13 protein-coding genes are annotated in these 13,662 nt (G+C 63.3%); 1 reads left to right on the plus strand and 12 read right to left on the minus strand.

Annotation, left to right across the window (positions count from 1 at the left end; translation table 11 throughout):
- The first annotated feature begins 66 nt into the window (after positions 1–66).
- Positions 67–657: a hypothetical protein gene (locus tag ACTIGF_RS13420; RefSeq protein WP_439637353.1), complete on the plus strand. Its 591-nt coding sequence runs from the start codon at positions 67–69 to the stop codon at positions 655–657.
- Here the strand turns inward: ACTIGF_RS13420 and ACTIGF_RS13425 are convergent.
- The 12 genes from ACTIGF_RS13425 to ACTIGF_RS13480 form a co-directional block, all read right to left on the minus strand.
- The gene (locus ACTIGF_RS13425; protein WP_439637354.1) at positions 623–1,963 is read right to left on the minus strand and encodes an ATP-binding protein; all 1,341 of its coding nucleotides are present in this window, start codon (positions 1,961–1,963) and stop codon (positions 623–625) included. The genes ACTIGF_RS13420 and ACTIGF_RS13425 overlap by 35 nt on opposite strands.
- A 113-nt stretch (positions 1,964–2,076) precedes the next feature.
- On the minus strand, positions 2,077–2,748 hold the full coding sequence (locus tag ACTIGF_RS13430) for a response regulator transcription factor (protein ID WP_022701839.1): 672 nt from the start codon (positions 2,746–2,748) through the stop codon (positions 2,077–2,079).
- A gap of 59 nt (positions 2,749–2,807) precedes the next feature.
- Positions 2,808–4,286: a Do family serine endopeptidase gene (locus ACTIGF_RS13435; protein ID WP_439637355.1), complete on the minus strand. Its 1,479-nt coding sequence runs from the start codon at positions 4,284–4,286 to the stop codon at positions 2,808–2,810.
- Positions 4,287–4,421: 135 nt separating this feature from the next.
- Positions 4,422–5,627: a bifunctional alpha/beta hydrolase/OsmC family protein gene (locus tag ACTIGF_RS13440; protein WP_439637356.1), complete on the minus strand. Its 1,206-nt coding sequence runs from the start codon at positions 5,625–5,627 to the stop codon at positions 4,422–4,424.
- A gap of 73 nt (positions 5,628–5,700) precedes the next feature.
- On the minus strand, positions 5,701–6,072 hold the full coding sequence (locus tag ACTIGF_RS13445; protein WP_439637357.1) for a cytochrome c-type biogenesis protein: 372 nt from the start codon (positions 6,070–6,072) through the stop codon (positions 5,701–5,703).
- Positions 6,069–8,039 carry a heme lyase CcmF/NrfE family subunit gene (locus ACTIGF_RS13450; RefSeq protein ID WP_439637358.1) on the minus strand — a complete coding sequence of 657 codons (1,971 nt, stop codon included), beginning with the start codon at positions 8,037–8,039 and terminating at the stop codon, positions 6,069–6,071. The genes ACTIGF_RS13445 and ACTIGF_RS13450 overlap by 4 nt, the downstream gene beginning before the upstream one ends.
- Positions 8,036–8,536, minus strand: a complete 501-nt coding sequence (gene ccmE, locus ACTIGF_RS13455; RefSeq protein WP_439637359.1) for a cytochrome c maturation protein CcmE — start codon at positions 8,534–8,536, stop codon at positions 8,036–8,038. Before ccmE ends, ACTIGF_RS13450 begins: the two co-directional genes overlap by 4 nt.
- Entirely contained in the window at positions 8,533–9,492 is a 960-nt protein-coding gene (locus ACTIGF_RS13460) for a tetratricopeptide repeat protein (protein WP_439637360.1), read from the minus strand. The genes ccmE and ACTIGF_RS13460 overlap by 4 nt, the downstream gene beginning before the upstream one ends.
- On the minus strand, positions 9,489–10,139 hold the full coding sequence (locus tag ACTIGF_RS13465) for a DUF938 domain-containing protein (RefSeq protein WP_439637361.1): 651 nt from the start codon (positions 10,137–10,139) through the stop codon (positions 9,489–9,491). Before ACTIGF_RS13465 ends, ACTIGF_RS13460 begins: the two co-directional genes overlap by 4 nt.
- A gap of 42 nt (positions 10,140–10,181) precedes the next feature.
- Positions 10,182–11,462 carry a hypothetical protein gene (locus ACTIGF_RS13470; protein ID WP_439637362.1) on the minus strand — a complete coding sequence of 427 codons (1,281 nt, stop codon included), beginning with the start codon at positions 11,460–11,462 and terminating at the stop codon, positions 10,182–10,184.
- A 107-nt stretch (positions 11,463–11,569) separates the two neighbouring features.
- Positions 11,570–12,970, minus strand: coding sequence for a sensor histidine kinase (locus ACTIGF_RS13475; protein WP_439637363.1), 1,401 nt, complete (start codon positions 12,968–12,970; stop codon positions 11,570–11,572).
- The gene (locus ACTIGF_RS13480) at positions 12,967–13,653 is read right to left on the minus strand and encodes a response regulator transcription factor (RefSeq protein WP_439637364.1); all 687 of its coding nucleotides are present in this window, start codon (positions 13,651–13,653) and stop codon (positions 12,967–12,969) included. Before ACTIGF_RS13480 ends, ACTIGF_RS13475 begins: the two co-directional genes overlap by 4 nt.
- Positions 13,654–13,662 lie beyond the last annotated feature (9 nt).

Raw genomic sequence — 13,662 nt, forward strand, 5'->3', positions numbered from 1 at the left:
GGCGGCTGCAAGATTGCGAGGCGGTTCGGCTTCCCCTACCGTCCGATTCACTTTGGAGGGGAATCCATGATCAAAAATCTCTGTGTGGCGGCGATCCGCCTGCTCGCCTTGTATTTGGTAGCGATTACTATTCCAAATCTGTTTTTCAGTCTGATGCGGTTGTTCGATAGGAGCTACCCATTCTCGGATAACTCATACGAAATTCAGAACTTCATAGGGCTTGGCATCACGATTACTCTGGCTATCGCGCTATGGGTGTTCTCAGGAGTGATAGCAAATCGGATCGCGCCAGCCCCGGATACCAGTCAGACCATAGCTGTGGATGCGCAGGACTTTGTGCTGATCGGTTTGTGCTTGTTGGGCGCAGCGGCACTCATAGACAGTCTTCCCAACATATTTAACATACTGATTGATTTAGCAGTTGCAACAGCCCCCCTCACGGACAACCACCACTCAGCCATAGATCTGTCAGTAGTTTGGAGTGATCAGTACTCACCGGGGCTTCAGGAGAACCTCATCCGTGCGGTTTTTGGATTCGGCCTGCTCTTCTTCGGCTTCCGACTGCGTCCCCTGCTGCGCAAGTTCCAGACCTTGCGCACAAAGGGCCATGACAAGGCCGAGCCTATTTCCGCTTCGGAAAGGTCAGAGCGATCCTGAGACCGGGGCCGGAGCCGTCCACGGCGCCGGGGCCGTCATCGAGGCTCAACACCCCTCCATGCACTTCCGCGATGGCGTTCACCAGTGACAGGCCCAGCCCGACGCCGGGCTGATTGCGGGAGCGATCAAGGCGCACAAAGCGCTCCAGCACCCGCTCGCGGTCCTCCGCCGGGATGCCGGGGCCGGTGTCGGTGACGGAAATTTCGACCCGCCCCTCGCCGGTCTTGCGGCCGCGCAGCGCAATGGCGCCGCCATCGGGGGTATATTTGATGGCGTTATCGATCAGGTTCGCCATGGACTGGGCGATCAGCTCGCGGTCGCCCATCACGGTCAGACCGGGCTCGCACTCGCATTTGAAATCGGTGCCCGCATCTTCACACACAGGCTCGTAGAGCTCGCACATGTCTTCCATGAGCACGCTGAGATCGACTGGGTCAAAGGCGCGGCGGCGCTCACCGGTCTGAAGCCGCGACAGCGACAGAACAGCGTTAAAGGTCTTCAAAAGCTCGTCCACATCACTGACAGCCTGGATCAGCGCGGCTTCGCGCGCCTCCACATCACCTTCCTCCACCAGGGCGGATTCGATGCGGCCGCGCATACGGGTCAGAGGCAAGCGCAGATCATGGGCGATGGAATCGCCCGCCGTGCGCATGCGGTGCATCAGGTTTTCCACCCGGTCGAGCATGTCGTTGAAATTCTGCGACAGCTCATCCAGCTCATCGCCGGAATAAGTCCGCGGGGCGCGGGTTTCGAGGCGCCCGGTCATCACCGCCCGCGCGGCGGCGTTGATGCCGTCCAGGCGCCGGGCGAACCGCCGGCTGACCACGGCGCCGGACACGATCCCAAGCGCCAGTGAGAGCCCGGAGGCGATCAGAACCGAGTTGAGGGTATTGGCGACGAAGCGGTTTTCTTCTTCCACATCGAGCCCGACGAAGAGCTGATAGCCATCGCCCAGCTCGACAATCTGGCCGCGGGCTTCCCGGCCCTCTTCGGCGCGATCATTCACCCCTTCCACCGGCTGGCGGTCATAGGTGAAGCGCACGCGGCCCTGCGGATCGGTGGGCGCTTCGGGCAGGCCATAGATATTGCCCACCAGCTGCTGGCCATTGGGGTCGAGCAGCATGTAGAAGAACTCGCCGCCGCCGACAGACCGCTGCACCAGATAGCGATAGGCGCCCTGATAGCCGCGTTCTTCATAGAGCTGCTGGATCTCGGCGACCTCGGCGGACACCGACGCATCCGCCCGGCGCATGGCCGCACTGACGGACGCGGCGTAGACCAGCGCCAGGATGACGAAGCTCGACAACGCAAAAAGCGCCGCGGACAGCAGCGTGAGGCGAAAGGCGGTCGTCCGCAGGAATGCGGGCGCCCGCCAGCCTTTATTCAGCTTGGTAATCAGTGTTCGTCCGCCTGTCTGTCTCAGCTCGACAGACGATAGCCTGCTCCGCGCACGGTGTGCAGCATCGAGGTGTCAAAAGGCTTGTCGATTTTCGACCGCAGGCGAGAAATGTGCACGTCGATGACGTTGGTCTGGGGGTCGAAATGATAGTCCCAGACCTTTTCAAGCAGCATGGTGCGGGTCACGACCTGATCGGCGTGGCGCATGAGAAATTCCAACAGACGGAACTCACGCGGCTGAAGCTGGATCGCTTCCTCGCCGCGCTTCACGGTGCGGGCCAGAAGATCCATCTCCAGATCACCCACCTGAAGCCGGGTCTTCAGCGCATCCGGGTCGCGCCGGCGCGCCAGGGCGTCCACCCGCGCCTTCAGCTCGGAGGGCGCATAGGGTTTGACCAGATAATCATCGCCGCCCGCCGTCAGGCCGGCCACGCGATCATCCACCTCGCCCATCGCGGACAGGACGAGCGCCGGCGTCTTGTCGCCTTCTTCACGCAGGATGGAGATCATCGAAAGCCCGTCGCGGCGCGGCATCATCCGGTCCACGATCAACACATCGAACGCGCCGTCCCGCGCCATGGCGAGTCCATCCTCGCCATCATGGGCGGCATCGACCACATGCCCGGATTCACGCAACATTTTCGCAATGTTGCCGGCGACCTCTCGGTCGTCTTCCACGATCAGAATTCGCATCTCACTCTCCCGAACCAGATCAGGCGCCGGGCTTCCCGACCCGGCGCCTGTTGTTGTTATTATTCTTCGTCGCTCTCATCAGACGGCATCTCGAGGGCGGCGTAGCGCCGCTGACCGTTCTGGGAGACCACAAAAACCAGAAGCGCCCGGCGCTCACGCGCGCGCGCATCTTCGACTGCCGCTTCAAAATCTGACAGCGCGACCAGATCGCGTCCGCCCGCTTCCAGGATCACGTCACCGGGACGCAAACCCTTTTCCGCGGCTTCAGAGCCCGGACGCACGCCCTGAACCAGAAGGCCGCGGCCCTCCAGCTCAAGCTGCTCGGATTCCTCTGCGGTCGGCGCGCTCAGCGCCAGGCCGAACTGCGCCGCGGCGCCGGTTTCGCGCTGTGCGTTCTCTTGAGGAGCGGTGCTTTCCGGGCGCTCGGTCAGCTCGACGCGAATGGTGCGCTCGCGCTCATCGCGCAGAATGCGGAACGCAACCCGCTCACCCGGCGCGAAGGCGCCCACGACGCGCGTCAGCTCACGCGGATCATCCACCGCTTCGCCATTGATCTGCAAAATGATGTCGCCGTTCTCAAGGCCGGCGGCCTGCGCCGGAGTGTCGTCGAGAACCTGATTGATCAGAACGCCTTCCAGATCCGCGTCGAGCCCCATGGCGTCCTTGAGATCATCGGTCAGAACCGCCGGAGAAATGCCCAGATAACCGCGGCGCACTTCGCCGTTTTCGATGAGCTGGTCGATCACAGTCGCGGCGAGGTCAGAGGGAATGGCGAAGCCGATGCCCACATTGCCGCCGGTCGGGCTGATGATGGCGGAGTTCACGCCCACGACCTGACCATCAAGATCAAAGGCCGGACCGCCCGAATTGCCGCGATTGATCGGTGCGTCGATCTGCAGGAAATCAGTATAGGCTTGGCGGGCGCCCATCTGACGCCCGGTGGCCGAAATGATGCCCGCAGTCGCAGTGCCGCCCAGACCGAACGGATTACCGACCGCCACAACCCAGTCGCCCACGCGGATTTCCAGATCGCGGTCCAGTTCCACAAAAGCGAAAGGCTCGTCCTCTTCCTCAACACGCAGCAGCGCCAGATCGGTCGCGACGTCGGTTCCCACCACCTCTGCGACCAGAGACCGGCCATCGGTCAGCACGACGCGAATGGTGTCCGCGCCGTCGATCACATGGTTGTTGGTGACCACATACCCGTCCGCGGAGATGAAAAAGCCCGAGCCTTGTGCGCGGCGTTCGCGCGGTTGTTCAGGCATGCCGCCAAAACGCTCGAAGAATTCACGAAATTGCGGCGGCAGCTGGGACAAGTCTGGCGCGTCGCCCGCATCCACACTGCCTTCGGCCTCAATGGAGACCACGGCCGGGCTGACCCGCTCGATCAGGCTGGCGAAGCTCATCGGCGCGCCATTGGGCGCCCCATAAGCATAGGCGGACGGCGCCTCCTGGGCGCTGACGACCGCCGTTGTGGCGACGCCCAGCGACAAAGCGGCGACAGTGGCGGACAGGATCAAACGTTTGGTGAGTTTCATGGCAGACAATCACAGTCCTTTACGCGTGTCAGAACCGGCATGCGCCGATCCATGGGAACAGGAATTTGATGACAGGGTGCGGCTGACCAGACCATTACGGCAACCTTACGGTTCCGTAATTTTCAAAGATAAAATCTAGGCGTCTGTATTATAGTGGCTTTTCACCTGAGCGCCGTGTTCAAGCGTGCGGTGAACCGGGCATTTATTGGCGATTTCCAGCAATTTCAGTTGCAGGGACTCGTCCTCCAGCCCCTCCACGACGATCTGGCGCTCAAAAAGATCTGAAGGACCGTCCGACTTCACCTTGCTGTGGCGCACCCGTGTCCGGATGCGGCCCAGCTCGATCTTTTTGTGGTTGGCGTACATCCGCAGGGTCATGGTGGTGCAAGCCGCCAACGCCGCCGACAGCATGTCATAGGGCGCCGGCCCGCCGTTCAGCCCGCCCATAGCCTCAGGCTCATCGACGATAAAACTATGGTCGCCAGTCACCGCCCAGCTGTGAAACCCGCCCAGTCCCGTTTCTTCAACGACCGCCGTGTCGTCACCGGCAAGCCGCGGCGGCGGGCCGACCTTGGCGGGCGGCGCGTAACGACTGGCCCATCCAGCGATCATGTCTGCCGCGTAATTGGCGTCCGCCTCGCGGCTGAGCAGATGATCGGCGTCATCCAGGCTGACAAAGCTTTTGGGATGCCGCGCCGCAACGAACAGGCGGGTCGCGTTTTCAATCCCAACGGTCTCGTCGACCGGAGAATGCGCGATCAGAAGCGCCGCCTTCATGTCCCCGACAATGTCTTCGAGCTTGTGCTCGCCGATATCATCCAGGAACTGCTTCTTGATGGTGAAAGAGCGGCCTGCGAGCGCCACTGTCGCGGAGCCGTTCGCCTCAATCTGTTCAACATCATCAGCCGTGAAATGGTGACGCACATGATCGGCGTCCGCCGGCGCGTTGAGCGTCGCCACCGCTTTGGTTTCGGGAATCTGCGGGGCCGCCGCGATCACCGCCGCGCCGCCAAGCGAATGCCCGATCAACAGGCTCGGCGCCTCATACTGCTCACGCAGAAAGTCCGCCGCCTTCACCAGATCCGCCACGTTGGAGCTGAAATTGGTGTTGGAGAACTCACCTTCGGACTGGCCAAGACCGGTGAAGTCAAAGCGCAAGACCGCATAGCCATGCTGGGTCAGGCGCCGGGCGATACGCTGAGCCGCGTGGACATCCTTGGAGCATGAAAAACAGTGCGCGAACAGCGCGAACGCCCGGACCGGGCCAACGGGCCGTTCCAGACGAGCGGCCAGAGTGTCGCCATAGGCGCCCTCGAACGTGACTTTCTCTGATTGCGCCATGCCTGCCTCTTTCATGCGTTATGCGTGAGCGATGAGGTGGCGTTTTCCGCCGCGGCCTTCAAGGCCGCGGCGCTCACGTTTTCGAGGGCCGCTTTCGCATGGATGTGACCAGCAAGCCGCCGCCCAGCACCAATAACAATACCGGCGTCGCCCAGAGGATCGCGGTGCTGGAATCCACAGGCGGTCGCATCAGCACCGCATAGCCGAACCGGTCCACCAGTGCTTCGCGCACCTGATCGTCATCGGCGCCCAGGGCGACCTGCTCGCGCACGAAGCGGCGCATGTCCTGCGCCTGTCCGGCGTTGGAATCAAGGATCGACTCCCCCGCGCACACCATGCAGCGCACTTCGCGCATCAGGGCCTGGGCGCGGGCTTCTTCATCCGCAGGGAGCCCCGTCGAGGCGGTTTGCGCCGCAAGCGCTGCGGCCAGGATCAACGCCTTCATCTTGAGGCCTCCATCGCGGATTGAGGCGCAGGGTCAGCTTGGACGCGAAGCGTCGCGCGGGCGCGCAAACGTCCGCTCAGCGACAGCGCGCCGCCGAGCACGATGAAGATCGCCCCCAAAGAAAGCGCCCAGACCAGCGGATGAAAGGCGATGCGGGTCTCAAAGGCGGTCGTCCCGTCTTCGCGCATGCGCGCTTCGCCGACCGAGACGTAAAGATCGCCCGCCACGGAGGATTTGAGCGCCACTTCCCGCGTGGTCTGGTTGGCGCCGGCGTAAAAGCGCCGTTCGGGCTCCATCACGCCGCCCTCGCCTTCATCCACAAGGATGCGCGCCCGATCCGCCATATAGTTCGGCCCGTCCGCTCGGCGCACGCCGTCCAGCGTCAGGGTTCGGCCAGCGATCACGGCGCTTTCCCCCGGCGCCAACGCCAGATTCTGGTCGGGCGGACGCGAGGCGTCCGCGGCAGCGCCCAGGGCAATGAACCCGACTCCGGCATGGGCCAGAACTCGGCCCGTCACCATCAGTTTCTGGCCTCGCGCCATGGCGACCGGCAGCGATTGGCCCAGATCCATCACGGCGCCGGAAATCGCCCAGACGCCAATGGCGCCGCCCACAATCGCCAGCGGGCTGGCGCCCGCCATCAGCAGCGCCACGATCACCGCCGCCACCGGGATCAGCATCAGCGCCGCACGCATTTGCGACACCGCGTTCTTCAACCCGCCATTGGCCCAGGGCAGGAAAGGCGCGACAGGCATCAACAAAGCCGCGATCAGCAGGAGCGGCGTCGCCGCGGCGTTGAAATACGGCGCGCCGACCGAGATCGTGGCGCCGCCCATCATCTCCAGCAGCATGGGATAGAGCGTGCCGACCAGCACCACGCCTGAGGTGGCGGCGAGCAGGAGGTTGTTGGCGCCGATCAGCGCTTCCTTGCTGGTGGGTTCAAACCCATCGCCTTCGCCCAGGGATCCGGCCCGCAGCGCGAACAACAGGAAGCCCGCGACCGAAGACACGCCCAGCATGCCCAGAATCCAGACCCCGCGCTCAGGATCGAGCGCAAAGGCATGCACCGACGTGATCACGCCCGAGCGCACCAGGAAGGCGCCCAGAATGGAGAGGATGTACGCCAAGAGCGCGAGGAAGACGGTCCAGCCCGGAAAGGCGCCGCGCTTTTCGGTGGCGATGGAGGAGTGGATCAACGCCGCGCCCAGAAGCCAGGGCATGAAGCTGGCGTTCTCGACCGGATCCCAGAACCACCAGCCGCCCCAACCCAGCTCGTAATACGCCCAGAAGGCGCCCAGCGCGATGCCTGCTGTCAACGCGGTCCAGGCGCCCAGCGCCCAGGGACGGATCGCCGTCGCCAGCGCCCGCCCCGGCGTTTTCTGCATCAGGCCCGCCGCCGCGATGGCGAAGGCGGTCGAAAGCCCCACATAGCCCACATAGAGCATGGGCGGGTGAATCACGAGCAATGGGTCTTGCAAGATCGGGTTCAGTTCCGCGCCCTGAAGCGGGACGGACGAGAGACGCTCAAACGGGTTCGAGGCGAACGCCAGGAACCCGTAGAACAAGGTTTGAAGCAGCCCCTGAAAGCTCACCGCGCGCGCCCGCAATCCCGGCTCCTGAGGCCCAAGACTAGCGAGGCCGTAGCCAAACACCGACAAGATCAGGCACCACAACAGCATCGAGCCTTCATGCCCGCCCCAGCTGGCGGCGATCTTGTAAGCGAGCGGTTTGTCGACCGAGGAATTGGCGGCCACATAGGCGATCGAGAAATCAGACCGCAGAAAGCTGGCGATCAGCAAGATCATCGCTGCGCCTGCCGCCAGAACCGCGATTTCCGACGCCGCCCGGCTCGCCTGAGCGAACGCCCCGCGCCCGCCCTGGTCCGCGCCGCGCCAGGCGGTGAGCATCTGCACGAAGCTCGCCAGCAACGCCAACGCGATGAGATAACGACCGAGTTCGGCGATCATGAGGGTTGCTCCGTCTCCACGTCGCCATAGCCGCTCGCGCCGCCATAGCCGGAATGGTCGCCGGTCTCTTCGTGCCACATGCCCGACTCGCGCAAGGCGGCGGCGACTTCTGGCGGCATGTAGGATTCATCGTGCTTGGCGAGGACGGTGTCGGCGGTGAACTGGCCTTCAGGGCTGAACGCGCCCTCGGCGACAATGCCCTGCCCTTCACGGAACAAATCCGGCAGCGAGCCGTCATACGCGATACGAATTTCGCCCGCGCCGTCAGTGATGGTGAAGTTCGCGCCGCCGCGAGCGGGGCGCTCCACCGATCCATCAAGCACCAGTCCGCCCACGCGGACCCGCTGGCCCGGTTGCGGCGGATTGTCTGCGACCATGGCGGGAGAATAGAAAAACACCATGGCGTCGCGCATGGCGGTCATCGCCAGCGCCGCCGCCCCCACCAGAACCACGCCAGCCGCGAGCGTGATCATCAGTCGTCGCTGGGCTTTTCTCATCCGTCGCTCTCCTCGCCGGAAAATGCGCCTTGCATGGCCGAAATCAGGACCAGCGCGCCAGGATTGTTCTCAAATCGGGCCCGCGCGCGTTCCAGCGCCGCAGCCCCGGCTTCAGGCTCGTCTTGCATCCAGCGCGCCCGCGCCAGCGTCAGCCAGCCTGATAAATCGTCAGGATCGTCTTGGAGCCGCATCTCAAGACGGTCCACCATCATGTTCGCCAGATCCTCAGGCGCAGCGCCTGCGGCGATGGCGTCCGCAAAAGGCGCGGCGCCGCCTGAGCCAGGCCCGCCCTGAGGCCGTGACAACAGATCTGCGGCGCGTGCTGCGATCGCGGCGCGAAACGGATCGCCCGCATCCAGTCGGGCAATGATATCAGACCAGACGCGGGCGGCTTCATTGCGTTCCCCGCGCGCATAATAGGCGGCGCCCAGAAAGAACGCCGGTTCCGGCAATGTCGGGTCCAGCGCATAGGCGGCGTCGAAAGCGCGCTCGGCCTCAGGGGTGACCTGGCCGTCATTGAGCACGACCAGCGCCTGACCCAGATCTGACAGAATACGCGGGTCCTCTTCGATCTGCAGCGCCCGGGTGAAAAACGTCACCGCCTCCAGTTCGCGCTCGGTGCGCGCCAGAAACCGGCCCAGCAGGGTCAAAGCCTGCAAATCATCACGGTCTTCGCGCAAGATCGCGCGCAAGCGCGCCTCTTGCTCGTCCGGCGTCAGGTCTTCGGGATTTGTCGCACTCAGACGCGCCGCGACTTCGCGATAGGGCGCGCCGGGCGCATCGGGCTCGCCATTGACGAAGTACAGCCCCAGCGCGCCGAGCAACACGACCGGGACAGCCGCCAGCGCCAAAATCCGGTTCGCCGTCTCCGCTCCTGAAGCCTTGAGAAACGGCATGGCCAGACGCCAGGCGGCAAGCGCGCCAATCACGGCGCTGATCAGAATGAAGCCGATCATGCGGCGCCTCTCTGGAAGGTCAGCAAAAGATTGTTGGAGGGCATCTCAACGCGTTCTGTTCGAACAAATCCATGCGCGCCAGCCAGTGCGTCCACATCGACCAACGGCCGAACGCCCCAGCGCGGGTCTCGCTGTTTCAAACTGGCGTCAAAGGCGAGATTTGAGGGCGCTGTCGCCTCCCCTTCCTGGTAAGGTCCGTAAAGATGCAGCGCGCCGTTTTGAATCAACAGCTGCGCGGCGCCGGCGAACAATCCCTGCGCAGCTTCCCAGGGCGCAATATGAATCATGTTCGCGCAATAAATCGCATCCACGGGCTCAACCTTGTCCCACCAGGTCGCTGCGCAGACATCAAGGTCCAACGCAGGCTGCATCCGGCCTTGAGCGTCTTCGGCCCAGGCGTCAGCGCTGGCGCGCGATTGCGGGTCGGGATCACTCGGCGTCCAGCTCAGATCGGGACGGTGGGTCACCAGGGCAAGAGCATGTTCGCCCGTGCCGCTGGCGATCTCGAGAATACGCGCGCCTTCAGACAAACGCATGCTGAGCGCAGTCATGATCGGGCCGCGATTGCGTGCGGCGCTCGGCGAGCTCAGACGCGCGCCAGTCTGGTCACGGTCTTCCAATGCGATGGGAGCAGTTTTATCGGTCATGCAGGGGTAGATAGACTGTCCCCCGCCCGCTTTGAAGGCGCATTACGCGGCTTGGGCTGCGGCGGCTCGGCGCAGGAGGACCTCACCGGTCGATCTCATGCCCAGAATATCCAGAATACGCGTGACTTCGCGCAATCGGACCAGGTCAGCCTCTTCATCATCAGAGACATTGCGCCGCAGTCTGGCGAGAATGCCTTCACCCAGTTTTTCGGTGGCGTCCTTGAACTCTTCCAGCAATAAGGCGTGAGCATTGCCGACGGCGGCGCGGGCGGCGTCATCCTTCACGCGATACAGGAAGTTACACACAATCTCGGCCTGGTCGAACGCCGGCTCGCCAGGGTGCGGAATTTCACGCGTCCGCCGTCTGGGCCCGGTTTCCGGCAAAGCCAGTTCAAAAATACGCCGAGCCTCTTCATGGATGCGCTCCATCTGCTGGCTGGCGGCGTTTCTCAGTTCGAACAATCTCTGCCCCCAGGCGCCGTCCTTGCGGATGCCGATCTCACGCGTCATGCCGACGGTGACAGCGGCGAACTGCGTGACGGATCGAACGGCGGCCTCCATCTCGGTTTCGGTCCGAGGCGCGGATTGAAACCCTTTGAGATAAAATTCCGCATCACTGAGCAGCGCGTCGCCGATGCTCGACATGTCGGTATGGGTCAGCAGGAAATCATCCTCGCGCCGCGCGATCCGTTCAAAGATACGCAGCATGCGCCAGGGCTTGTGAACCTTGGCCATGATCATCAAGAGCACCCAGACGCCCGATTCCGGAGTTTCCTCGATCGCCTGCTCGTAGCGGTCGCGCAATTCCGCGCAGACCTCGTCGCCCATCTCCTCGATCTCGTCAGGCAATCCGTCGAGCGCTTCCCGCAGCGCAGGGACGCTGTTGAGCATGCCGGCGATGCTGCGCACATCATCAAACCGGGTCACCCCCAGTTGCTGGCGCAGACGTTTGTTCTCCTTGGGCTCGTGCTCAAGCTCATCCAGCGCTTTGACGATGCCCGCCGCGACACGCACACGAGTCTCATCCAGCGGTTCATCCACGGGTTTGTCCGTAAAGGATGACGCGGCGTCCATTGCTTCCTGCGCCGCTTCAGGATCAAGATCACTGATCCAGTTCCACAACGGCACCAGCAGGTTTTCGGGAATAAGCGCCTTTGACGGCTCGATACACGTTGAGTCGCCAATTACGTCCTGAAGAGGCAGAAAGAAAAGTCGACTGGCCGCGCCGTCCGCGCCATAGCGGCAATATTCGAGCATCCGGGCCAAGCCCGGATCAAGCTCCAGCGCAAGGTCGACAAGACCGTCCACTCGCTCCACAGACATGTGAGCAAGCAGAACAGACAGTTTTTCGACTTTCCCCGCGGAGAGCGGCCCCATGTCATCACCAAGGCAAACACATTGGATTCAAAAATAACTGAACGCAGTTAATGTCAGCTTTCCAGAAGTGCTGGCAACCATAAACAGGCCTTGAGCCCGCCAAGGTCGGAGCGTTCAATCTCCAGCGCGCCGTCATAGGCGCGCGCCAGATCCACGACGATGGCGAGGCCCAGCCCAGTTCCCGGCGCCTGTTCATCAAGGCGCACGCCCCGCGCCAGCACGGCCTGGCTTTGTTCAGGCGTCAGTCCGGGACCGTCATCCTCGACACAGAGATAGAGCTGACCATCACGCAGGCTGGCGATGATGCTGACCTTGCTGGCCGCCCATTTACAGGCGTTGTCGATGAGATTGCCGAGCAATTCCTCAAGGTCCTGCTTCTCTCCGCGAAAGACGATCTTACCTTCGCAGCGCCAGTCCAGCGTGATCCCCTGGCGGCCATAGATTTTCTGCAAGGTACGGCCGAGGTCGTCGAGCGTGCGCTCCACAGGCGCCCGAGCGCCGATCGTGCGGGCATGAGCCGCCGCGCGCGCCCGGCGCAAATGGTGCTCGACCTGTTCAGACATTAGCCGCGTTTGGCGGTCGACCTGACGGGCCAGCGCCCCGTCCTGGTCCCGCGCTTCGTTGGACAAGACGGTCAAAGGCGTCTTCAGGGCATGGGCCAGATTGCCCACATGCGTGCGGGCGCGCTCCACCACTTCCTGGGAATGATCGAGCAGCTTGTTCAGCTCTCCGCCCAGAGCGATCAGTTCCGCCGGATACACCCCGCTGACGCGCTCGCTGCGCCCGTCGCGGACGTCGGCCACTGCGCGTCCCATGCGCAAGACCGGCGCGAGGCCGACCCGCACCTGTACGAAAACGCCCACGCCCAGCGCGACGGCGAACAGAAGAAACAATCCCGCCGAGGCCAGACCAAAGCGCATGATGCGGGCGTTCGCTGGCCTTTGGTCCTCAGCCGCGATCACAAGAAGGGGCGTCTCAACGTCATTGACCAGAATGGCGCGGATCACCAGGCGCAAGGGTTCCCCATCGGGGCCTTTGCTCATGGCGCTGACGGGGCGACCGGGATTGTCGAGCGCTTCACGCGTCGCCTTGTCCGGCGCCATCAGCAGAGCGTCGGCCAGCGATTGCGAACGCAAGGGGGCGACATCCGCCGCCGCGTCCAGCGACACCTGCCAATAGCGGCCTGAAAAGGTCTGGGAGAAGCGTGGATCGATCAGGTCCTCGTCCAGACGCAGGTTCAAGGAATCGCTGACCTCCACATGGGCGATCAGAGCGTCAGCAACCCCTGACAAGCGGTCCTCAAGATCACTGAGAACCGTCTGTCGGAACAGCGCTGTCAATGACACCGCGCCCAGAACCAGCAGCACAAGCGCCCACCCCAGCGCCGTCAAAACCAGACGGCGCACCATCGAGCCTTGAGTGACAAGGCGCAGTGCTGAGGCGTCTTCGCTCACTCAGCCGCCGAGCTCTTGGATTCGCCGGGATCCACCAGCCGGTAGCCCAAGCCCCGGACCGTCTCGATGCGGCTGGAGCCGATCTTCTTGCGCAGGCGACCCACAAACACCTCGATCGTGTTGGAGTCGCGATCGAAATCCTGGTCGTAGATGTGCTCCACCAGCTCGGTGCGCGAGATGACGCGGTCGCGGTGATGCATCAGATAGCTCAGCATCCGGAACTCATGCGAGGTCAGCTTGATGAGCTGATCGCCCAGGAAAACCCGGGAACCGCGGGTGTCGAGACTCAGATCACCGCACATCAGGGTGGAGGTGGCGTGGCCCGCCGCCCGGCGGGTCAGGGCGCGCAGGCGCGCCAGCAATTCTTCAGGATGGAAGGGTTTGGTCAGATAATCATCCGCCCCAGCGTCAAACCCGGCGACTTTCTCGCTCCAGCGGTCGCGCGCGGTCAGGATCAGCACCGGCGAGGCCATGCCCGCCTCGCGCCAGCGCTCCAGCACCGTCACGCCATCCAGTTTGGGCAGACCCAGATCGAGCACAATGGCGTCATAAGGCTCGGTCTCGCCCAGAAACAGGCCGTCCTCGCCATCCGCTGCGGTGTCCACCGCATAGCCGGAATGGGTCAGGACATCAGCCAGTTGCCGACGCAGGTCAGGGTCGTCTTCGACGATAAGCGCTCGCATGTCTGCCTC

This window comes from Oceanicaulis sp. (genome assembly GCF_051859625.1).
In the GTDB taxonomy this organism is placed as follows: Bacteria; Pseudomonadota; Alphaproteobacteria; order Caulobacterales; family Maricaulaceae; genus Oceanicaulis.